Origin of the sequence: Luedemannella flava (assembly GCF_039528515.1) — a bacterium.
Classification (GTDB): domain Bacteria; phylum Actinomycetota; class Actinomycetes; order Mycobacteriales; family Micromonosporaceae; genus Luedemannella; species Luedemannella flava.
This window is the reverse complement of the sequence record NZ_BAAALT010000298.1, coordinates 1-526: the sequence shown is the minus strand read 5'-3', so window position 1 is coordinate 526 and position 526 is coordinate 1. Positions and strand designations below refer to the sequence as shown.

Annotated in this window: 1 pseudogene; it reads left to right on the top strand. The window is 79.7% G+C overall.

Annotation, left to right across the window (positions count from 1 at the left end):
* Positions 1–526: pseudogene (locus ABD211_RS32835) on the top strand (type VII secretion integral membrane protein EccD); the annotation flags it as partial.

Here is a 526-nt window from a genome sequence, read left to right as displayed (position 1 = left end):
GCGCGGCCGCGCTGCTGCTCGCGTCCGTCGTCGCGGCCGGCGGGGTGGGCCACGGCCTGCGCGTCTTCGCGGCGGGGGTCACCGTCGGGGCGTTCGGCACGCTCGGGGCCGTACTCGCCGGGATGTTGTCGGGAGGCGGCGCGGCGGCCGTCCTCACCGTGGCCCTCGTCGCCGGGATCGGCGCCGCGCCGGTGCTGGCCGTGCGGCTGGGCCGGCTCCCGCTGCCCGTCGTGTCCGCGTCCCCCGAGACGCTCGGCGCCGAACAGCGACCCGACCGGCCGCAGATCCTGGCGGCCGTGATCCGGGCCGACGAGCTGCTCATCGGCATGCTGTCGGGCATCTCGGTGCTCGTCGTCACGTGCGGGGCGGCGCTCGCCGGCGCCGGCACGGTGGGCGGTGTTCTCGGCGCCGTGGCCGGTGCCGCGCTGCTGCTGCGGGCGCGGCTGTTCCCGACCGTCGCGGCCCGGCTGCCCCTCGTCGGCGGTGGGCTGGCCGCCCTCGCGGTGGCCGGCTGGGCGCTGCTCGG